The sequence below is a fragment of the Rhizobium sp. WYJ-E13 genome (assembly GCF_018987265.1).
GTDB lineage: Bacteria > Pseudomonadota > Alphaproteobacteria > Rhizobiales > Rhizobiaceae > Rhizobium.
This window is the reverse complement of record NZ_CP076853.1, coordinates 3,628,194-3,649,443: the sequence shown is the minus strand read 5'-3', so window position 1 is coordinate 3,649,443 and position 21,250 is coordinate 3,628,194. Positions and strand designations below refer to the sequence as shown.

Below are 21,250 nucleotides of genomic sequence, written 5' to 3'. Positions count from 1 at the left end.
CAGAAACGGAACCGGATGTCGTTGTCTCAGGCGGCTACACCGGCATAAGGAGTGTCGCTGCGGGCGGTGATCAGCGCTTCAGTCCACCATTGCAACTGGGCCATCATTCGCGAGAGCCGGCGCAACGCATCCTGCGGATCCTGCAGCCAGCCTTCATTGTCGAAACGACGCCAGGGGGAGTTGAAGCTCACGGCGTCGCAGATCGTGACGGCATGGAGTTCGGCGAAGACGAGGCGGAGCTGTTCAACTGCCCGTAATCCGGCGGAGACACCGCCATAGCAGACAAAGGCAATCGGCTTGCCGTGCCAGGGCTCGATGAAGAGATCGATGAGGAACTTCAGTGAGGCGGTGAAACTGTGGTTATATTCCGGGGTGACGAGGATGAAGCCATCGGCCTGGTGAAGCCTGTCCGTGAGCCGTCTTGCCTCCGGATGATGCGGCGCATGCTCTCGCGGCAACGAAAATGCCAGCGGATCGATGATGTCGATCTTGAATTGCGGAAAGCGGGCCAGCTCTCTTTCGAGCCATTTCACCACCCTGTCGCAGATGCGGCCCTCACGCGTGCTGCCATAGATGACGGCAAGCCTCATGGGTTTCTGCATGCATTGCTCCTTCTCGTATCGCCTTTACGGCCTCGGGAGCGCAGTCTATAAAACCTCAACTAACATTGAGGTCAATAGGCCATGCAGCAGAATTCGACATTCTCGTTGAGCAAGCTCCTGACGGTGGGCGAGGTGGCAGAGCGAAGCGGGCTTGCTGTTTCTGCCCTTCATTTCTATGAGACGAAGGGGCTGATCTCCAGCATCCGCACCCGCGGCAACCAGCGCCGCTACGGCCGCGACGTACTACGGCGTCTCGGCATCATCAAGGTGGCGCAACGCGTCGGCATCCCGCTTGCCGAAATCCAGACTGCGTTCGAAACCCTGCCGCAGAGCCGTACGCCGACAGTCGAGGATTGGCAGAGGCTGTCGGCGCTCTGGAAAGATGATCTCGATGCCCGCATCAAGCGGCTGAGCCTGCTGCGCGACCATCTGACGAGCTGTATTGGCTGTGGCTGCCTCTCCATCGACGCCTGTCCATTGCGCAATCCCTTCGACGTTCTCGGCAGGCAAGGCGCCGGTGCGCGGCTTCTGGACCCGGGTGCTTAGACCTTCGGGCTTTCTTTTGGCTGATGGCCGCATATGTTAGGCCCTGGTAGTGCAAGCAGCGGGACCGGCCGCTCGCAAGGAGGAGAGCTTCGTGTTTCATCCCAAACTGTTCGAGAACCGCAATGTCGTCGTCACGGGGGGCGGCCGCGGTATCGGCCTGGAAATTGCCCGACAGTTTCTGGATTGCGGGGCGCGCGTACTCGTTCATATCGGGCGTGATGGGGAGCGCGAACTGCCGGATTTTCTGCTGACAGCCGAATCGGAGCGGCGGGCGCTGCTGCTGCCGGCAGATTTCCTGCATCCGCGCGGGGCGGCAAAGTTTGCGGAGGAGGCGCTTGAATTCTTCGATGCGCTGCATGTGCTGGTCAACAATGCCGGTACCATGCATGGCCGCTTTCTGGCCGGAGAGCTCACCGATGCCGAGTACGAGACCATCGTGCGCCTCAACCAGACGTCGGTGGTGGAGTTGACGCGCGCTCTGCTTCCGGCGCTGCGGGCGGCGCAAGGTGCTGCCATCGTCAACACGGTTTCGATTTCGGCGCTGACCGGCGGAAGCCCTGGTTCGGCGATCTACTCCGCATCGAAGGCTTTCGTTGCGACCTATTCGAAGGCGCTTGCCCGGGAGCTCGCGCCTGACGGTATAAGGGTCAATTGCGTCTCGCCCGGAACGATCGATACCGATTTCCATGCACGCTATTCATCTCGCGAAAAACTGGAGCAGACTCGTAAGTCTATCCCGCTGCAGCGGCTTGGAACAGCGGAGGATTGCGCGCCTGCCTATCTCTTCCTGGCGGCCCCTTCACTCTCCGGCTACATCACAGGTCAAGTCCTGGAGATCAACGGTGGTCAGCTTATTTGCTGATTTGGTTGGACTTTTTTTGGTACTTCATGACAATTGACCAATTCGCTTCTGCGAATATGATAGTGTACTGATCTACCTTATTACCTCCTTCCGAGAAGCAAATGCCATTGCCTAAACCGAAGCCGGGCATGACTGGCCAGGACTTGCAGAAGCTTGCTAACAAAGCCCACGAGGCGAGTGATCTCCTGAAGGCGCTAGCCCATCAGACCCGGTTGCTCATCCTTTGCATCCTGTCGGAAGGGGAAAAGACGGTCGGCGAAATCGAGGATATCCTGGGTATACAGCAGGCTATGGTGTCCCAGCAGCTTGCCCGGTTGAGGCTCGAAGGTCTCGTCAATACGCGGCGCGAAGGACGGCTCGTCTATTACAGCACAGGTAACGAAAGCGTTCTGGCTTTCCTCGAATCACTTTTCAGTCTCTTTCCTGTTGCCGAGAAAAGTTAGAGCCCACGGCTCTTGCGAAGCGGTGGACAAGCCGCAAAAATAGGCCTCGTCTCGAATTCGGCAGGGAGGCCGGATGATCGACAAGCTGGAATTCTTCATTGCGCTCGCCAACGAAAAACATTTCGGCCGTGCGGCAGAGGAATGTGGCGTCTCCCAACCAACGCTTTCGGCCGCCATTCGCCAGCTCGAGGATCAACTCGGCGTCATGCTGGTGCAGCGCGGCTCTCGCTTTCAAGGATTGACGCCGGAAGGGCAGCGCGTGCTCGAATGGGCGCGGCGTATCGTCGGCGACACACGCACCATGCGCGAGGAAATGCGCGCCGCCCGCAAAGGTCTCTCGGGCCATCTGCGTCTGGCTTCCATTCCGACCGCGCTCGCCATGTTGTCGCGAATCACAACGCCCTTCCAGGAGCGGCATCCCGACGTCACCTTCTCCATCGTCTCGCGCAATTCGCTGCAGGTGCTGAGCATGCTCGAAAACCTCGAGATCGATGCCGGCATCACCTATCTGGAAAACGAGCCGCTTGGGCGCGTCACCTCGGTCCCGCTTTATGCGGAGCGCTACAATCTGATCACCGCCGCCGGCAGCCCGCTCTCGGATCGCGAGAGTGTGACATGGCGTGAGGTAGGCGATCTTCGGCTTTGCCTATTGACGGCCGACATGCAGAATCGGCGTATCATCAACCGACATTTGACCGAAGCCGGTGCGACAGTGCATCCGACGCTTGAATCCAACTCGATGATTGTGCTTTTTTCGCATGTACGGACCGGCCGCTGGGCGAGCATCATGCCACGTAACGTCGCGAAATCATTTGGCTTTCCTGTGGAGATCCGAATGATCCCAATCGTCGAGCCGGAGGCGCACCATCTCGTTGGCCTGGTTGCTCCCTATCGTGAACCCTTTACGCCGCTTGTCTCCGCTTTGTTGCATGAAGCAAGAACACTCGTTGAAGACGCAGAACTTTGATAGGAAAAAACTATCGAGCAACGAGACTGCTTTATTGATTGCACCCTGCTTCCCTGAGACAGTTCTGTGGAAATCGCAATGACATGGGGAGTTTTGCGGTTTTCAGGGAATGCGTAAGCCGAAGGGAGGCTGCTGATGAATATACGTATCGCCGAGGGCGATATAGCCGGGCGTATCCGTTCGATCGTCGCTGATCTTCGATCCCTCGAAGGCCCACTGCTCCCCATTCTGCATGAGGTCCAGGACCAGTTCGGTTACGTGCCGCAGGAGGCCCTACCGGTCATCGCCGACGAGCTCAATCTTTCCCGCGCCGAGGTTCACGGGGTCGTAACCTTCTACCATGATTATCGAAATCATCCTGCCGGTCGGCACGTGCTGAGACTCTGTCGCGCCGAAGCCTGCCAGTCGATGGGTGGCGATGCATTGGCCGAACGTATCAAGACCCTGCTCGGCATCGATTTCCACCAGACGACTCTCGATGGCAGCGTGACCCTGGAGCCGGTCTACTGTCTCGGTCTCTGTGCCTGCGCGCCGGCCGCCATGTTCGATGGCGAGGTGCATGGCCGGGTCGATGACGAATTGGCGACCGAACTCATCGAGGAGGCGCGCCGATGACTGTGAAGATTTATGTTCCGCGCGATGCCGCAGCGCTCTCGCTCGGGGCCGAAAAGGTGGCAAAGGCGATTACCCAGGAGATCGCTGCCCGCGGCCTCGATGCGACTATCGTGCGCAACGGCTCGCGCGGAATGTTCTGGCTGGAACCGCTGGTCGAGGTCGAGATCTCCGGTAAGCGGATCGGCTATGGGCCGGTCAAGGAGAAGGATGTCGCCGGTCTGTTCGATGCGGGATTGATAGGCGGCGGCGCGCATGCGCTCTGTCTCGGGGAGGTCGAGGACCTCCCGTTCCTGAAAGGCCAGACCCGTCTCACCTTTGCCCGCTGCGGCATTACCGATCCGCTTTCGCTTGAGGACTATGAAGCCCATGGCGGGCTTGCGGGTCTTCGCCGCGCGGTGTCGATGCAGCCTGCCGATGTCGTCAAAGAAGTTACCGATTCCGGCCTTCGCGGTCGTGGCGGTGCCGGCTTTCCGACCGGCATCAAGTGGAAAACGGTGCTCGATGCGGCGGGTTCGCGCAAATATATCGTCTGCAATGCAGATGAGGGCGACAGCGGTACCTTCGCCGACCGGATGATTATGGAAGGCGATCCCTTCGTGCTCATCGAAGGCATGGTGATATCAGGCCTTGCGACCGACGCCACGAAGGGCTTCGTCTATACGCGCTCGGAATACCCGCACGCCATCGCCACGATGACAGAGGCGGTGGGGGTCGCCCGCAGGGCCGGCATTCTCGGCACCTCGGTGCTCGGTTCCGGCAAGGCATTCGACATGGAGATCCGCACGGGTGCAGGCGCCTATGTCTGCGGCGAGGAGACGGCGCTGCTGAACAGCCTTGAAGGCAAGCGGGGTGTCGTCCGCGCGAAGCCGCCGCTGCCGGCGCATAAGGGCCTGTTTGACTGTCCGACGGTCATCAATAACGTGATCTCGCTAGCTTCTGTGCCTGTGATCATGGACAAGGGTGCCGCCTTCTATCGCGATTTCGGCATGGGCCGGTCACGTGGCACCATTCCGCTGCAGATCGCCGGCAATGTGAAATATCGCGGTCTCTATGAAACCGCCTTCGGCCTGTCGCTCGGCGATATCGTCGATGATATCGGCGGCGGCACCGCATCCGGCCGGCCGGTAAAGGCGGTACAGGTGGGCGGCCCGCTTGGTGCCTATTTCCCGCGGGCGCTCTTCGATACAGCTTTCGACTATGAAGCCTTTGCTGCCAAGGACGGGCTGATCGGCCATGCCGGCCTCGTCGTCTTCGACGATACGGCCGATATGTTGAAGCAAGCTCGCTTTGCGATGGAGTTCTGCGCGGTGGAAAGCTGCGGCAAGTGCACGCCCTGCCGCATCGGCTCGACACGCGGCGTCGAAACGGCCGACAAGATCGCGAAGGGGATCGAGCCGGAAAAGAACCGCGAGCTGCTCGCCGATCTCTGCAATACGATGAAATTCGGTTCGCTCTGCGCGCTCGGCGGCTTCACTCCCTATCCAGTCATGAGCGCCATGACACACTTTCCCGAAGATTTTGCTCCGGTCCCTCTCACAGAAGCGGCGGAATAGACCATGTCTCTTGTTCACGAAATCGATTACGGAACGCCGGCCTCGAAATCCGAAACGATGGTGACGCTGACCATCGACGGCCGGCAGGTGACTGTCCCCGAGGGAACGTCGATCATGCGCGCCTCCATGGAGGCCGGCATCGAGGTGCCGAAACTCTGCGCAACCGATATGATCGATGCCTTCGGTTCCTGCCGCCTCTGTCTCATCGAGATCGACGGACGCAACGGAACGCCTGCCTCCTGCACCACGCCGGTGGCCTCCGGCATCGTCGTCCATACGCAGACCGAGCGCCTGAAGAATATCCGCCGCGGCGTCATGGAGCTCTATATCTCCGACCATCCGCTCGACTGTCTGACCTGCGCTGCCAACGGTGACTGCGAACTACAGGATATGGCAGGCGCCGTTGGTCTTCGCGACGTGCGTTACGGCTATGAGGGCGACAACCACGTCAAGGCTCGCAACAATGATGAGATCAATCTGAAATGGATGCCGAAGGACGAGTCCAATCCGTACTTCACCTTTGATCCGTCGAAGTGCATCGTCTGCTCCCGCTGTGTGCGCGCCTGCGAGGAGGTGCAGGGCACCTTTGCGCTGACGATCGAAGGGCGCGGTTTCAGTTCGAGCGTTTCACCAGGCATGCATGAGCATTTCGTTGATTCCGAATGCGTATCCTGCGGCGCCTGCGTACAGGCCTGTCCGACCGCGACGCTGACGGAAAAATCGGTCATCCGCATCGGCCAGCCGGAACATTCGGTTGTTACCACCTGCGCCTATTGCGGCGTCGGCTGTTCCTTCAAGGCGGAAATGCGCGGCGAGGAACTGGTGCGCATGGTGCCGTGGAAGGACGGGCAGGCCAATCGCGGTCACTCCTGCGTCAAAGGCCGCTTCGCCTACGGCTACTCGACGCACAAGGACCGTATCCTCAATCCGATGATCCGTGAAAAAGTGACAGATCCCTGGCGTGAGGTCACGTGGGACGAGGCCTATGCACATGTCGCTTCCGAGTTCCGCCGCATCCAGTATCAATATGGCCGCGAAGCGATCGGCGGTATCACATCGTCCCGCTGCACCAATGAAGAGACTTATCTTGTCCAGAAGCTGGTTCGCGCCGGCTTCGGCAACAATAATGTCGATACCTGCGCCCGCGTCTGCCATTCGCCGACAGGTTATGGTCTCGGCCAGGCTTTCGGGACCTCTGCCGGCACGCAGAATTTTGACAGCGTCGAGCAGTCCGATGTGGTCGTCATAATCGGCGCCAATCCGACCGATGGGCACCCCGTCTTCGCTTCGCGCCTGAAGAAGCGCCTGCGACAGGGCGCCAAACTTGTTGTCATCGATCCGCGCCGCATCGATATCGTCCGCTCGCCGCATGTCGAAGCATCCTTCCACCTGCCGCTGAAACCCGGCACCAATGTCGCTGTTATGACGGCGCTGGCGCATGTGATCGTGACCGAAGGCCTGTACGACGAGAAATTCATCCGCGAGCGTTGCGACTGGTCGGAATTCGAAGATTGGGCAGCTTTCGTGGCTGAGCCGCAGCATAGCCCTGAAGCCGTCGAGAAATTCACCGGTGTCAAGCCGGAAGACGTGCGTGGTGCTGCCCGGCTTTATGCGACCGGCGGGAACGGCGCCATCTATTACGGCCTCGGCGTGACCGAACACAGTCAGGGTTCGACGACCGTCATGGCGATCGCCAACCTCGCAATGGCGACCGGCAACATCGGTCGTCCGGGTGTCGGCGTGAACCCGCTGCGCGGCCAGAACAATGTGCAGGGTTCGTGCGACATGGGCTCCTTCCCACACGAACTTCCGGGCTATCGTCATATCTCCGACGATGCAACGCGCGATATCTTCGAAAAGCTCTGGGGCGTGAAGATCAACAACGAGCCGGGTTTGCGCATCCCGAACATGCTGGATGCTGCCGTCGATGGTTCCTTCAAGGGGATCTACATTCAGGGTGAAGACATTCTGCAGTCCGATCCGGATACCAAGCATGTGGCCGCCGGCCTTGCCGCTATGGAATGCGTCGTCGTGCAGGATCTCTTCCTGAACGAAACAGCGAATTATGCCCATGTCTTCCTGCCGGGTTCCACCTTCCTGGAAAAGGACGGTACGTTCACCAATGCCGAGCGCCGCATTAACCGTGTGCGCAAGGTAATGACGCCGCGCAATGGCTATGCGGATTGGGAAGTGACGCAGACGCTCGCCCGGGCCATGGGCCTAGACTGGCATTATGAGCATCCGTCCGAAATCATGGACGAGATTGCCGCTACGACGCCGAGCTTCGCTTCGGTTTCTTACGACTATCTCGAAAAGATGGGCTCGGTTCAGTGGCCCTGCAACGAGGCGCATCCGCTCGGCTCGCCGATCATGCATGTGGACGGGTTCGTACGCGGCAAGGGCAAGTTCATCCGTACGGAATATGTGGCGACCGACGAGCGCACCGGTCCGCGCTTCCCGCTGCTTCTCACGACCGGGCGTATTCTCAGCCAGTACAATGTCGGGGCGCAGACGCGCCGCACCGACAATGTCGTCTGGCATTCCGAAGACAGGCTGGAGATCCACCCGCATGATGCCGAGCAGCGCGGCATCCGCGATGGCGACTGGGTAAAGCTCGGCAGCCGCTCGGGCGATACGACGCTTCGCGCGTTGATCACCGATCGCGTGGCGCCCGGCGTCGTCTATACAACCTTCCATCATCCGGATACGCAGGCAAACGTCATCACAACCGACTTCTCCGACTGGGCGACGAACTGCCCGGAATACAAGGTGACGGCGGTGCAGGTCTCGCCATCCAACGGGCCCTCCGACTGGCAGATCGAGTATGATGAACAGGCTCGCCAGTCTCGCCGTGTCGTCGGCAAGATGGAGGCCGCCGAATAATGACGGAAAGGTCGACCCGCACGGCCGTGACGGAGGTCGCCCGGAAGGGCGGCATCATGACGCGGGGCGAGCGTATCGTGCCCGAGGAGGTACCGATCGCCTTTTCCTATGGCGGCAGTTCGCATGCGGTCATGATGGGCACGCCTGCCGATCTCGAGGATTTTGCTGTCGGTTTCAGCCTGACGGAAGGCATCATCACCGACCGCAGCCAGGTCGCCGGGATCGAGCTCATCGAGGATGAGAAGGGCATCGATGTCCAGGTGACGCTTCTCGATGATGTCGAGGATACGCTGAGGAGGCGTCGACGCAGCATGGCGGGACCTGTCGGCTGCGGCCTCTGCGGTATCGAATCGATCGAGCAGGCAGTTCGCAAGGTGCCCGACGTTTCCAAGGCGGGGCTGTCGCTGTCGCATGCCGATATCGTGCAGGCGATCGCACTGCTCAACGATTCCCAGCCACTGCATCGCGAGACGCGGGCAGTTCATGGGGCTGGCTTCTATGTTCCCGGCAAGGGGTTGATCGCCGTGCGTGAGGATGTCGGCCGGCACAATGCACTCGACAAGCTCTGCGGAGCCGTCATCAGAGCCGGCACTATGGGCGCGTCAGGCGCCGTCGCCGTTACCAGCCGCCTCTCCGTCGAAATGGTCCAGAAGACGGCGATCCTTGGTGCGCCCGTACTGATCGCCATTTCCGCGCCGACGGCACTTGCCATCCGCACTGCCGAGGAAGCCGGCATGACGCTTGTCGCCCTCGTGCGCGGCGAGGATTTCGAGATTTTCACCCACCCGCACCGCCTGTCGCCCGGAAGCATTGCCGATGTCGCATGATACCAAGACCAAACTTGTCTACATGGCAAACCAGATCGCAACCTTCTTCAAGACCCAGCCCGAGAGTGAGGCTGCGCAGGGGGTCGCGACCCATATCAACAAATTCTGGGAACCGCGCATGCGGCGGCAACTCTTCGAAATTCTGGAGAAGGAGGACAACGGCCTAGATGCGCTCGTGCTGCAGGCCGTTCCCTTGATCCACAAACCGGAGCCGGCAGAACAGTCGCTTCGTTAAACGAACATCGGTGCGTGAAAGAGGGGAGACGGGGATCAACCCGCCTGCACATGCACCTGTGACAGCAAGGTCTGAATTAAGGAGGAGTCGTTCATGACTGCAGCGGATACAAGTGCAGGCGATGTTCTGGCAGGTGTGGGCCTGCTGGATCGCGAAAGGATCATCGCAAGGCCAGGCTTCAATCGGTGGCTCGTGCCGCCGGCGGCGCTCGCCATCCATCTTTGCATCGGCATGGCCTATGGTTTCAGCGTCTTCTGGCTGCCGCTGTCGAAATCCCTCGGCATTACGGCATCCACCGTCTGCCCCGACCTGACGCTGGCGTCGGCACTCTTTACCACCAGCTGCGATTGGCGCGTTGCCGACCTTGGCTGGATCTATACGCTGTTCTTCGTGCTGCTCGGTTCGTCCGCCGCCATCTGGGGCGGCTGGCTGGAGCGTGTCGGCCCGCGCAAGGCGGGTGTCGTCTCGGCCTGCTGCTGGTGCGGCGGCATTATCATCGCCGCTTTCGGCGTCATCACGCATCAGCTCTGGATGATGTGGGTTGGTGCGGGCGTGATCGGCGGCATCGGCCTCGGTCTCGGCTATATCTCGCCGGTTTCGACGCTGATCAAATGGTTCCCTGACCGGCGCGGCATGGCGACCGGCATGGCGATCATGGGTTTCGGCGGTGGCGCGATGATCGGTGCTCCGCTGGCCAACCTCCTGATGAACACCTTCAAGACGGATACGTCCGTCGGCGTCTGGCAGACCTTCATCGTCATGGCGGCCATCTATTTCGTTTTCATGATCGGCGGCGCATTCGGCTACCGTATTCCGCCGGCCGGCTGGCGTCCGGAAGGCTGGACCCCGCCTGCCGCCAAGAGCACGATGATTACCACCAGACATGTTCACCTGCGGGACGCGCACAAGACAAAGCAGTTCTGGCTCATCTGGGCGGTGCTCTGCCTCAACGTCTCGGCGGGTATCGGCGTTCTCGGCATGGCTTCGCCGATGCTCCAGGAAATCTTCGCCGGTTCGCTGATCGGCTTGCCGGATGTCGGTTTCGCGCAGCTTGACGCCGGTCAGAAGGCGTCGATCGCGACGATTGCTGCCGGCTTTGCCGGTCTGCTGTCGCTCTTCAACATCGGCGGACGGTTCTTCTGGGCCTCTCTGTCCGACAAGATCGGCCGCAAGAATACCTATTACACCTTCTTCATCCTGGGAATCGTGCTCTATGCCGCCGCACCGACGCTCGCGGATATGGGCAACAAGGCGCTCTTCGTGCTTGCCTTCGGCATCATCCTGTCGATGTATGGTGGCGGCTTCGCGACTATCCCCGCTTATCTGGCGGATATCTTCGGCACGCAGTTCGTCGGCGCAATTCACGGCCGTCTGCTGACGGCGTGGGCGACTGCCGGCATCGTCGGTCCCGTGGTCGTCAACTATATCCGTGAAGCGCAGATCGCTGCCGGCGTGGCGCCTGGACCGGCGCTCTATACGGGCACGATGTATATCCTCGCCTGCATGCTGGCGCTCGGCCTGATCGCCAATGCGTTTGTGCGGCCGCTCGCCGACAAATGGTTCATGTCAGACAATGAGGTCGCCGCCCTTCAAGCAAAGACTGCCGCTGCCAATGCCGGGCCGACCGGTTCGTTTGGCATCGGTACAGGCGGTCTCGATGTTAAGGCGGCGCTTGCCTGGGCGGTGGTTGGCATTCCGCTGCTCTGGGGCGTCTGGGTGACGCTGAGGGCGACCTTGGCATTGTTCGGCTAAAAAAGAAGCTCCCTCGCGGGAGTTGTGGAGAGACTGGAGTGATCGGAGACCGGGCGGAAGCGTGCTTGCCGCCCGGTTTTTGGAGGGTAAATTCACTGCAGGAACCATCCTACAAAGCTCGACGAAGCTGGGTTCACGCCGGCTCAGGGGCCGCCTGAGCTTGAACAACAAAAAACCGCCCTTGTGGAGGCGGTTCCTCGTTCGTGTCGTGTCGTGAGGCGATCAGGCCGCCAGCTCGTCCGTCTCGTTTTCCTTGAACATCTTTGCGAGGTTCAGGAAACAGATCATGCCGTTTTCGGAAGCGATGATCCCTTCACAGAAGGCTCGGTCGAAGGACGCCGTCACTTCCGGAACAGGCTGCACCTGGCTGGAAGAAATCGTCAGGATGTCGGAAACGCGGTCGACCAGCATGCCGATGACCATATTGTGCACCTCGGCGACGACAATGGCGCTGCGCTCGTTGGCAACAGTGCCCTTCATGCCGAGCTTGTAGGCGAGGTCGATGATCGGGATGACCGAACCGCGCAGGTTCATGACACCGATGACGTCTGCCGGGGAGTGCGGGATGGGCGTCGACGGCGCCCAGCCGCGGATTTCGCGGATAGTCGTGGTCTTCACGCAGAATTCCTGATCGTGGAGGCGGAAGGCAATGATTTCGAGCGTGTCGCCGCTGAAGCTAGTAGAGTTGATCGTGGCCATTAGAATTCTTCCCAACTGTCATAAGCCAGGGCAGAAGCGGATGCGCCACCATTGGCGCGGACGAGCTTTGCCTTCACACCACGCGATGACTTTGCACTTGGCGAAGCATCGTTAGGGTTACCGACGACATTAGCGGAAGAGTGTTGCCCAAATCTAAACTGTGAGACGAGATTGCGAAGGTTTTCAGTCTCGGACGAAAGTCGGGCGCTTGCTGCCGTCGTCTCTTCCACCATGGTGGCATTCTGCTGCGTGCCCTGATCCATGATGTTGACGGCCTTGTTGATTTCCGCGAGCCCGGTCGATTGTTCGAGCGGGGATTCGACGATCGCCGTTTTACTTTACTTCAGGTGAGGGTTTTTTCGATCTGCTCTACCGCCCAATCCACCTGTTCCCTGGTGATGACCAGCGGCGGCGCGAAGCGAATCGTGTGGTCGTGCGTATCCTTGGCGAGCAGACCGCGATCCTTCAGGGCGTAACAATATTGTCGGGCGCCGCCGGCCTCCGGCTCCAGTTCGACCGCCAGCATAAGGCCGCGGCCGCGCACGTCCTTGACGATATTGGAGCGGATGGAGCGCAGACCTTCGAGGAAATAGTCGCCCATCATCTCGGCGTTCTCAATCATTCCTTCTTCGGTCAACACTTTTAGGGCCGTGCGGGCAACCGCACAGGCGAGCGGATTGCCGCCGAAGGTCGAGCCGTGCTGGCCGGGCTTGAGCACGCCCAGGACTTCCGAATTCGAAAGCACGGCGGAGACCGGGTAGAAGCCGCCGGAAAGCGCCTTGCCGATCAGCGTGACGTCGGCTTCGATGCCTTCATGCTCTTCGGCAAGCAGCTTGCCGGTGCGGCCGAGGCCGGTCTGGATCTCATCGAGGATGAGCGTGACGTTGTTTGCTGTGCAGAGTCCGCGTACCCGGGTGAAATAACCGGTCGGTGGAATGATGACACCGGCTTCACCCTGGATCGGCTCGATCAGTGCTGCAACGGTGTTGGCATTGATGGCGGCCGCAAAGGCTTCGGCGTCGCCAAAGGGAATAATGCGAAAACCGGGCGTGTAGGGTCCGAAGCCGGTGCGAGCGTCGGGATCGGTCGAGAAGCTGATGATGCTCAGCGTGCGACCGTGAAAATTGTTGGCGCAGACGATGATCTCCGCCTTGCCTTCCGGCACTCCCTTCACCTCGTAACCCCACTTGCGAACCGCCTTGATGGCTGTCTCGACGGCTTCCGCGCCCGAATTCATCGGCAGGATCTTGTGGGAGCCGGTGAGCGCCGCCAGTTCCTCGTAGAGATAGGCGAGTTGGTTGTTGCGAAAGGCACGAGAAGTGAGCGTCAGGCGGCTTGCCTGCTCGACCATGGCGGCAAGGATCTTCGGATGGCAATGGCCCTGGTTGACGGCGGAATAGGCCGAGAGGCAATCGAGGTAGCGCTTGCCATCCGTATCCCAGACATGAACACCTTGCCCCCGCGTCAACACCACATCCAGCGGCTTATAGTTATGGGCACCAAGGCGCTGTTCCGTAGCGATGAGGTTCGACGAGGTATTCATGGCCGGTGCTCCCTTATGCGGCGCGTGTGGGACGATCGAAGATGCGGCGGCCGAACAGGCTTGCCGTCATCTCCACCATGATGCGGGCGCTCTTGCCGCGGTCATCAAGGAAAGGGTTGAGCTCGACGAGATCGAGCGAGGAGACAAGGCCGCTGTCGGACAGCATCTCCATGATGAGATGTGCCTCGCGGAACGTGGCGCCGCCGGGAACGGTGGTGCCGACGCCGGGCGCAAAATCGGGATCGAGGAAATCGACATCAAAGCTGACATGCAGCAGGCCGTTCGCCTTCTCGATCGTTTCCAGGATCTGGCGGAGGATCACGGCCACGCCTTGTTCATCGAGTGAGCGCATGTCGAAGACATTGACGCCGTGCTTGCGAATTTCCTGGCGTTCCGCGGCATCGACTGAGCGAATGCCGACCTGGAAGACTTTCTTCGGATCGACGAACGGACGATCCTTGGGCAGGATTTCGGCAAATTCCGCCAGACCACAGAAGAAGGCGACTGGCATGCCGTGAATATTGCCCGATGGCGAGGTCTCAGGTGAATTGAAGTCCGAATGGGCATCGAGCCAGAGAACGAAGAGCGGACGGCCTTTTTCGGCGGCATATCGTGCCATCCCGGAAACGCTGCCCATGGACAGGCTGTGGTCGCCGCCGAGGATCAGCGGGAAGCGGCCGGACTTGGCGGCATCGTAAGTCGCCGCCTCAAGCGCGCGGGTATAGGCACCGACAGTGCGAAGATTGTGCGCCTTAGCATGATTGGGAAGATCCCTTGCCGGTACGACATTGAGGTCGCCCACGTCAACGACGTCATGTCCAAGATCGATCAGCGCCTTGTCGACGCCCGCAATGCGCAATGCTGTCGGTCCCATGCCCGCGCCCCTGCGGCCGGAACCTTCCTCAAGCGGAACGCCGATGAGGGTGACAGATCGTGATTGTGCTTCCATTCCTAGGGCTCCGTTGTGAGGCCTGTTTCGACCGATAGTGGGATAAAGCGGCGACAGCAAATAGATAGAAAAGTGTCAGAAATGGATTATGATTGCGCAGATTGGTAAGGCTAATTTGACAAAATGAAACCATGGACGATCTCGACAACGAGCTTTTGAGCGCACTTCGGCACAATGCGCGAATCTCCGTCTCCTCGCTTGCGGCGATGACAGGCGCATCACGGGCGACGGTTGCCTCGCGGATCGACCGGATGGTCGAAAACGGTACCATTGCCGGCTTCACCATCCGCACTGGTCACGAGACGCGGTCCGCCGGTGTTCGGGCGATCGTCATGATCGAAGTCCATGGCAAGCTTGCCGATAAGGTCGCCACTCAGCTCCGCGGTCTGCCGCAAGTGCGCGCGCTTCACAGCACTAACGGCAAATGGGATTTCGTCGCTGAGCTCGAGGACCGCGATCTCGTCTCCTTCGATGAAACACTACGCAGGATACGCCTGTTCGACGGCATCAACACGACCGAAACCAATATTCTATTGAAGACCAGCAAGGCGAGCTTCTAGGCCGCCCGCAATCTTCCAAGCCCTCAATATTCACGCTCGTAGACGATGCCGGCTTCACCCGCGCCATTACCACCGGCGGCGCCGCGCAGTTTCACGCCGCGGCCGACATCAAGATTGATGATTGCCTTGGCGCCGGCCTCTCCGCCCTGCTGCAGCTCGAAATAGGTGCGTTCGTTGAGGTAACGGCCGACGCTGACGCTGGTCCTGCCCTTCTCGTCGGTACTGATGTCAAGGTCATCGACACCAAGCTGGTTGCGTAGCCCTTCAAAGAGTGAAGTGGAGCGATTGCCGGCGAGCTGGCTGACGGCATCGGCTAGCTGGGCGATCTGCACCGGCGACAGTCGGGACATGGACTGCCCGAAGATCAACTGGGCGAGCACCTCGTCCTGCGGCAGCGCAGGCGAGGAGGAGAAGGTAATAGCCGGATCGGTCGCAAGCCCCGCGACATCCACCGTGAGCGTCGTGGAGCCCGAGGTCGAGGCGGCCTCCATGTCGAGGGCAGGTGTCAGGTCACCGGCAAAGGTGATACGGCTGCGATCGGAGAAATCGAGGCGGCGGTTGAGGATCGTCAGACGGCCGCGGCGCATGGTGAAGGCGCCGACAACTTCAGGCGCCGCAGCCGAGCCGCGGATCGTAATGTTGCCGCCGACCTCTGCATCGATGCCGCGGCCGCGCACGAAGATCTGCGAGGGCGCATCGAGCTGGATATCGAGCATAATGGTCGAAGATTTTTCCCGCGGCTGCTGCTGAGCATTGTCTCTGAGTTGGGCAAGCACGGCGGGGGGCGCGTGGATATGGCGGATATCGATTTCACGCAGCGATGTCGGCAGCCTCTCGGGCACGGTGATCGAAGCCTTGTCGATGTGAAGCTTGCCATCAAGCGTAGGATTGGAAAGCAGCGGTCCCCTCAGGCCAAGCGTACCGTCGACCGTTGCGACAACCAGCGTGCCGTCGACATAGACCGCGCGGTCCAGGCGGATGGCAAGATCGGCGGGGAAACTGCCGCTGATGCCGACCGAGCCGCTCGCCGAGATCGAGCCGCCGCTTGCAAGCCTGCCGTTCAGCCGAGAAATGAAGGCCTGCTGGCCGTTGAAGGTAATGGTCGCGCCAAGGCCTTCGAGCGCGAGGTTGCGGCGCACGTCGATCAGCTTTGCGCCATCCGTCGTGACCGTTCCGTTGATGACGGGTGCCGCCGTCGTGCCGCCGACCTCGAGATTCACATTGGCGACGCCTTCGGCGACGAGACCCTGCTGAGCGAGTTGTGCGCCGAGAACTGCGAAGGGAAGGCTGCCGTTGAAGCGCATCGACATGGCGTGGTTGCCCGTCATTGCGAGAGTACCGCCGCCTTTCAGCGATAATCCGCCGTCGCCGGCAAGACTGGTGTCGACCGTCAGCCTGTTGTCGGCAAGCTTGCCGCTTGCGCCGAGGGTGAGCGGGGCAAGGCCTGCGCTCTTCGTCTGGCTCGTTTCGGCATTCTTCCAGTCGACCTTAAAATCGACCGAGGGAAGGGGAAGCGATCCCGAGGCCGTGGCTGTCGCCGTGATAGCGCCTTCGGCCCCAAGGTTCGGAACGAACCCGTTGGCGACGGCAGCCGGCAGATTGGTGACATCGGCCTTAGCGTTGACGCCCTTTATGGTCATGCCTGAAATATCGAGATTGCCCACGGCCTTCAGCGAAACACCGCCGTTGCCATTGAGATTGGCGTAGAAATCCAGCCGGTTCTTGCTGAGCTTGCCGGAAGCGGCGAGCGTCAGGCCAGACAGACCAGCGGTCCTAGTCTGTTTCGTTTCGGCGTTTTTCCAGTCGATGTTGAACTCGGCCGATGGCGCGGCGAGCGAACCGGAAGCCGTGGCCGTCGCAGTAATGATGCCTCCGGCTCCAATATCCGGAACGAACCCATTGGCGACGGCAGCCGGCAGATTGATGATATCGGCCTTCGCATCAATGGCTTGGATCGTCGTGCCGGCGAGGGCGAGATTGCCGGCGGCCTTCAGTGAGACGCCGCCTTTGCCATTCAGATTGGCGTCGAAATCCAGGCGGTTGCCGACATATTTGCCCGAAGCGGTAATCGCCAGACCGGAAAGACCAGCGGTCTTGGTGTGGCGCGTTGCCGCATTCGTCCAGTCGACCTTGAAATCGACCACCGGTTCTGTCGGCGTGCCCGAGGTGACAGCGGTACCGGAGATCGTGCCTTCGGCCCCGAGATCGGGCACAAAGCCGTTGGCGAGGTTTGCGGGCAGGCCGGCAATATCAGCGTTGACGGCGAGATCGCGAATGGCAGCGCCGTCGATCGTGACGCCACCGGTCGCCTTCAAAAGTGCGCCATTACCGCTACCGAGATTGGCATCGAAATCGACCCTGTTGTTTTCATATTTGCCGGTGGCCCTGGCGGACAGATCTCTAAGGCCGTTGCTTTTTGTTTGGCGCGTCGCCGCATTCGCCCAGGCAAGATCGAAGGTGACAGCCGGCGCCGGCAGCGAGCCGGAGGCGGATGCCTTGCCGGAAATCGTGCCTTCAGCGCCGAGATCGGGAACGAAACCGTTGGCAAGGCCGGCCGGAAGATTGGCAAGATCGGCATCGACCTTGAGATTGCGAACCGTCGTTCCCGCAAGTTCGACATTGCCTGTCGCCTTTAGCGACAGGGCTTTCGATCCGCTGAGGTTGGCATCGAAATCGAGTTTCTGGTCGGCGAAATGCCCGGTTGCCGCAAGGTCCAAACCGGTCAGACCGGTGGTTTTGGTGTGCCGCGTCGCGGCGTCCTGCCAGGTGAGTTTGAAATCCGCAGCCGGTGCGGCCAGCGTCCCGGATGCCGACGCAGTGCCGGAGATGATCCCACCGGCGTCGAGATCTTTCACGAAACTATTGGCGATATTGGCGGGAAGATTCGCAAGTTCGGCGTCAATCTTGACGTTGTCGATTGTGTTTCCGGTAACGGCGACATTGCCGCGCGCTTTCAGTGATAGCCCACCCTTGCCGGCGAGTGCGGTATCGAAATCGAGCTTGTTATCCGCAAACCGGCCGGATGCATTGAGCGAAAGGCCGCCAAGTCCGGCGTTCTTTGTCTGGCTTGTCGCGGCGCCTTTCCAGTTCAGCTTGAAATCGGCAGCCGGTGCCGCGGGCGTACCCGTTGCCTTGACCGTTCCCGAAACGGTGCCTTCGGCGGCGAGATCGGGGACGAAGCCATTGGCGATCTTTGCAGGCAGACTGACGATATCGGCGTCGATATTGAGTGTCGGGCCGTTCGGATCGGCGAGGCCGACGTCGCCCGCCGCCTTCAGGGAAAGGCCGTCGGCGCCGCTGATGCCGCCATCGAAATTCAGCTTTTTGTCGGCGAAGGTGCCTGACGTCGTGATGCCGAGAGGCGCGATGCTGGCGCCCTTTGTATGGCTGGTGGCCGCATTCTTCCAGTCAAGCTTGAAATTGACGGTGGGGGCGGCCGGCGTCCCGGTCACATTGACCGTTCCGGAAATCGTGCCGTCGGCGGCAAGATTGGGGACGAAGCTGTTGGCGAGGCTTGCGGGCAAGTCGGTGATGACGGCATCGAGCTTCAGTGTCTCGCCGGCCGAGCCCGTGACCGCGACCGAGCCATTGCCGGTCTTGACGGTCAGGCCGGTCAGGCTGGCAACACCGTTTGTGACGTTGACCTTTGCGGGTGAGGCGAGTTCGACCGGGATGTTGCGCGGCTTTGCAATGAAGCGATCGAGGCTGAGGTCGATCATGCCGCCTGCCGACTGCACGTTGCCGGCCGCCTGCAGCGGATTGCCGTCGTAGCCCGCGTCCAGATTGAAATCTGTGCGGGTCTGCTCCTGTGCGAAGTCGAGGGCGATGCCGGTGAGTTTGTTGGTCCCGAAGCCGAACTCGTCTGCACGCACAGTGCCATTAGCCGCAAAGGCCATGAGGTCGCTGACGGTAACATCCACTGTCGGCTTGAGGATCGTCAGCGTGTTGCGGCGGATGCCGCTGCCATTGGCGGCGACCTTGAGTGCGATCTTGCCATCATCGCCGGTAATGTCGATGGACCCCTTGAGGTCACCTTCCGCCTTCTGGCCGCCGAGGGCGGCAAGCAGACTGATATCCGGAAAGTCGAATGTCAGTGCGCCCGCCGGCGTCATGCCTGGCGAAAGCGTGAGTTTGCCCGACAGGCGATTGCCGCCAACATCGGCCGTCAGCGCGGGGATGGAGATCGTTCCGTTTTCGGACCTGACATCGCCATTGATGCCGATCGGCTGCCCGTCGATCGTGCCGGTGGCGGCAATCTTCCCCTGTGGAGCGGCAGGATCGGCGGTGCCGGTCAGGTCGATATTCAGATCGCCGAGCGTACGATCGGCCATCTGCAGGCTGGCGGCTTTCACGTTTGCGGTCAGAGCAAGAGCGGGAAGGGTGCCACTCGCCTTGATGCTGTAATCGGCCCCGCCGCTCGTGCCTGACAGCAGCCTGCCGATATCGGGAAGTTTGCCGGTGAGATCGGCCGTCAGTATGTCGTCGTCGAGCGCGACATTGCCGGCCGCCTCGATGGACGGCGATTTCAAAACGATGTTCGAAAGCGTCACCTTGGACGGGATCGTTCCGGCAATCTGGGTTTCGAGATCGATCGGCGCATCGAACTTTCCAGCTACAGCCGGCGGCAGGGCGGCGGGCTGCACGGTAAATTTCGCATTGCCGGTCAGCATGCTGTCAGCCAGGCGATAGGAGCCGTTGAGATCGGCGCCGATATTGGCGCTTTCGATGGTCGTGCCGTTGAAACCGATACCGTTACGCGAAATCTGAAGCGGAGCGACGAGCGTGACAGGTCCTCGAACCGCGCGGTTGAGATTGGGCTCGGTGAAGGTCGCGTCTCCGGCAACGAGGCGCAACTGGATATCGCCGGCGCCATTGGCGAGATTGAAGGCATCGCTCTTGGCCGTCAGTTTGACGTTGCCGATATCGGCCTGCGGCATCGTGGCGGAATCCAGCGATCCGCTGGCGTTGATGCGCACCGCCTGGGCCTGTCCGGTCATCGCCAGATTGAGGCCTGAAATCATGAAACGCGCTTCGCCATCGGCGAGCGGCCAGCGGAAATCGACTGGACCGGAGGTGCCGAGGACATTGGCGTTCAGGCTATTGTTGCCGGCGGGATCGAGCGTGCCGGATGCGGCCATGACGACGCTGCCGGTCGCGAGATTGCCGGTCTGGATATCGATCTTGCCGTGATTGTCGAAGGTAGCGGAGACATCGATATTCGTCTGGCCAGCAAAAAGCGGCCTGAATGTCATGGGAAGCAGCGAGCTGACATCGCCACCGCCCTTGAGGTCGAGATGATGCAAGCCGTCGGGGGTGATCGCGTGCTTGCCCTCCAGCGCAGCTCGTTGCTGGCCATCGAGGGCAGCCTGCAGCTTGCCGTTCCAATCGGAAATCGGCCCTTCGCCGTTCAGCGCGATATTGACGGCCGGGCTGCCGGGCAGGCCGAGGAAACCGGCGAGCAGGCCCCCCTGCGGTTCGGCAAGCTGGGCGTTCAGCCGCAGATGACCGTTTGCCGGGGTGAAGGCGACGGCGGCGGAGAGTTTTGCGTCGGGAACCTGATGGCGGTTGACGTTAACAAGCGCTTCGCCGCCATCGCCATCGGCCTGGAGGTTGCCCGTCGCGGCAAGCGAGAAGGCGCGGCCGGTCAGCGGCGCGGCAAGAGAGATATTGGGCAAGGCGATATGTTCGATATCGATCCTCAGCGGCAGGCGGAAACCGCCGCTGGTTTCTTCGCCCGGGGCCACCGGTTTGGACGGCAGGGTTCGCACCGGCGGGCGGCGCATGTCGATAGAGGCGACCGAGACCTGTTTGGCGTGGAAGGTGCCGGTTAGCAGCGCCAGGGGGTTCCAGTCGATGGCAATGCCGCGAATTTCCGCGAAGGTGCCGCGTGTGTCAGACAAGGTAATCTCGGCTGCGCGTAAGCCGCCGGTCAGCAGCGCTTCCGGTTCGCGCACTGTGATCGTCATGTCGCGATTGGAAAGCGTGGCGGCGACATTTTCGGTGATGATACGTGCGCCGAAGGAGGTGAAGCCGAAGATCGCCAGCGCAATGACCGCGAGGATGATCGCCGCACCGAGGCCATAGCCAAGCAGCCGTATCATCCAGTTCATGATTTTCGCCAACATTTTCATAAGCGCGGACACTATCCCGTTTTCATGACAGCTCACAGGTTGGAACACTGTGAAATCGGCCTTCCTGTAATGAATGGCCTAAA

Annotated in this window: 17 protein-coding genes; 11 read left to right on the top strand and 6 right to left on the bottom strand. The window is 60.7% G+C overall.

All coding sequences use genetic code 11. The annotated features are described in order from the left end of the window. Positions 1-26: 26 nt before the first annotated feature. Positions 27-602: an NADPH-dependent FMN reductase gene (locus KQ933_RS18155; protein ID WP_216756149.1), complete on the bottom strand. Its 576-nt coding sequence runs from the start codon at positions 600-602 to the stop codon at positions 27-29. Positions 603-683: 81 nt separating this feature from the next. Between KQ933_RS18155 and soxR the strand changes: the two genes are divergently transcribed. The 10 genes from soxR to KQ933_RS18105 all read left to right on the top strand — a co-directional run bounded on the left by soxR (position 684) and on the right by KQ933_RS18105 (position 11,285). Then, positions 684-1,148 carry a redox-sensitive transcriptional activator SoxR gene (gene soxR, locus KQ933_RS18150; RefSeq protein WP_183734340.1) on the top strand — a complete coding sequence of 155 codons (465 nt, stop codon included), beginning with the start codon at positions 684-686 and terminating at the stop codon, positions 1,146-1,148. A 91-nt stretch (positions 1,149-1,239) separates the two neighbouring features. Next, positions 1,240-2,010, top strand: a complete 771-nt coding sequence (locus KQ933_RS18145; protein WP_216756148.1) for an SDR family NAD(P)-dependent oxidoreductase — start codon at positions 1,240-1,242, stop codon at positions 2,008-2,010. 101 nt (positions 2,011-2,111) lie between these two features. Beyond that, positions 2,112-2,453 (top strand): helix-turn-helix transcriptional regulator, encoded by a 342-nt coding sequence (locus KQ933_RS18140; RefSeq protein WP_216756147.1) that lies wholly within the window; start codon positions 2,112-2,114, stop codon positions 2,451-2,453. A 73-nt stretch (positions 2,454-2,526) separates the two neighbouring features. After that, positions 2,527-3,420: a LysR family transcriptional regulator gene (locus KQ933_RS18135; RefSeq protein WP_183734337.1), complete on the top strand. Its 894-nt coding sequence runs from the start codon at positions 2,527-2,529 to the stop codon at positions 3,418-3,420. A 135-nt stretch (positions 3,421-3,555) separates the two neighbouring features. After that, positions 3,556-4,035 (top strand): formate dehydrogenase subunit gamma, encoded by a 480-nt coding sequence (locus KQ933_RS18130; RefSeq protein WP_216756146.1) that lies wholly within the window; start codon positions 3,556-3,558, stop codon positions 4,033-4,035. Then, complete coding sequence (locus KQ933_RS18125) at positions 4,032-5,588, top strand: NADH-quinone oxidoreductase subunit NuoF (RefSeq protein WP_216756145.1); 1,557 nt, start codon at positions 4,032-4,034, stop codon at positions 5,586-5,588. The genes KQ933_RS18130 and KQ933_RS18125 overlap by 4 nt, the downstream gene beginning before the upstream one ends. 3 nt (positions 5,589-5,591) lie before the next feature. Next, positions 5,592-8,471 carry a formate dehydrogenase subunit alpha gene (gene fdhF, locus KQ933_RS18120; protein WP_216756144.1) on the top strand — a complete coding sequence of 960 codons (2,880 nt, stop codon included), beginning with the start codon at positions 5,592-5,594 and terminating at the stop codon, positions 8,469-8,471. After that, positions 8,471-9,298, top strand: coding sequence for a formate dehydrogenase accessory sulfurtransferase FdhD (fdhD, locus tag KQ933_RS18115; protein ID WP_216756143.1), 828 nt, complete (start codon positions 8,471-8,473; stop codon positions 9,296-9,298). The genes fdhF and fdhD overlap by 1 nt, the downstream gene beginning before the upstream one ends. Continuing rightward, positions 9,288-9,533 (top strand): formate dehydrogenase subunit delta, encoded by a 246-nt coding sequence (locus KQ933_RS18110; RefSeq protein WP_216756142.1) that lies wholly within the window; start codon positions 9,288-9,290, stop codon positions 9,531-9,533. The genes fdhD and KQ933_RS18110 overlap by 11 nt, the downstream gene beginning before the upstream one ends. A 93-nt stretch (positions 9,534-9,626) precedes the next feature. Further along, positions 9,627-11,285: an OFA family MFS transporter gene (locus tag KQ933_RS18105; RefSeq protein WP_216756141.1), complete on the top strand. Its 1,659-nt coding sequence runs from the start codon at positions 9,627-9,629 to the stop codon at positions 11,283-11,285. 222 nt (positions 11,286-11,507) lie between these two features. On the opposite strand, the gene KQ933_RS18100 is transcribed toward KQ933_RS18105, so the two are convergent. The 4 genes from KQ933_RS18100 to rocF all read right to left on the bottom strand — a co-directional run bounded on the left by KQ933_RS18100 (position 11,508) and on the right by rocF (position 14,476). Continuing rightward, positions 11,508-11,984 (bottom strand): chemotaxis protein CheW, encoded by a 477-nt coding sequence (locus KQ933_RS18100; protein WP_183734330.1) that lies wholly within the window; start codon positions 11,982-11,984, stop codon positions 11,508-11,510. After that, complete coding sequence (locus KQ933_RS18095; RefSeq protein ID WP_216756140.1) at positions 11,984-12,247, bottom strand: hypothetical protein; 264 nt, start codon at positions 12,245-12,247, stop codon at positions 11,984-11,986. Before KQ933_RS18095 ends, KQ933_RS18100 begins: the two co-directional genes overlap by 1 nt. Before the next feature lie 80 nt (positions 12,248-12,327). Next, positions 12,328-13,527, bottom strand: coding sequence for an ornithine--oxo-acid transaminase (rocD, locus tag KQ933_RS18090; protein WP_216756139.1), 1,200 nt, complete (start codon positions 13,525-13,527; stop codon positions 12,328-12,330). A gap of 13 nt (positions 13,528-13,540) precedes the next feature. Beyond that, positions 13,541-14,476: an arginase gene (gene rocF, locus KQ933_RS18085; protein ID WP_216756138.1), complete on the bottom strand. Its 936-nt coding sequence runs from the start codon at positions 14,474-14,476 to the stop codon at positions 13,541-13,543. Between the two features lie 131 nt (positions 14,477-14,607). On the opposite strand from rocF, the gene KQ933_RS18080 reads away from it, so the two are divergent. After that, positions 14,608-15,036, top strand: a complete 429-nt coding sequence (locus KQ933_RS18080) for an Lrp/AsnC family transcriptional regulator (RefSeq protein ID WP_183734327.1) — start codon at positions 14,608-14,610, stop codon at positions 15,034-15,036. A 23-nt stretch (positions 15,037-15,059) separates the two neighbouring features. Here KQ933_RS18080 and KQ933_RS18075 read toward each other — a convergent pair whose 3' ends face one another. Further along, complete coding sequence (locus KQ933_RS18075) at positions 15,060-21,167, bottom strand: translocation/assembly module TamB domain-containing protein (protein ID WP_216756137.1); 6,108 nt, start codon at positions 21,165-21,167, stop codon at positions 15,060-15,062. Between the last annotated feature and the right edge of the window lie 83 nt (positions 21,168-21,250).